The following is a 255-nucleotide window of genomic DNA, read 5'->3' as shown; positions in this document are numbered from 1 at the left end:
GTTTATTTCTATTTGGAAAATCTAATAAATAATGAAGTATGATACATGTTAATGTAAATGACGCGGGTCTTGGAAGATCCTTTTTAAAGAAGATTCGACTTAAAAATGTCAGTTTAAAGAACGTAGCCAAAGCAGCATTTGCACCGCATTTGCTTCTTTCAAAAAAGGCTCAGGGCACAGTTGCAAAGGCAGCCTTTGCACCGCATTTGTTGCTTAAAAACAAAAAGAAACGTTTGGTTCGATCAAACAGAAGAC

Annotated in this window: 1 protein-coding gene; it reads left to right on the top strand. The window is 36.1% G+C overall.

All coding sequences use genetic code 11. The features are described from left to right. Positions 1 to 38 precede the first annotated feature (38 nt). Positions 39 to 255, top strand: a 217-nt coding sequence (locus tag D0817_RS25560; RefSeq protein WP_134737824.1) for a hypothetical protein, incomplete at its 3' end; no start/stop codon positions are given.

It is taken from the genome of Flavobacterium cupreum, assembly GCF_003996965.1.
GTDB classification, from domain to species: Bacteria; Bacteroidota; Bacteroidia; order Flavobacteriales; family Flavobacteriaceae; genus Flavobacterium; species Flavobacterium cupreum.
The sequence above is the reverse complement of the archived record's forward strand: the minus strand, read 5'-3'. Positions and strand labels throughout refer to the sequence as shown.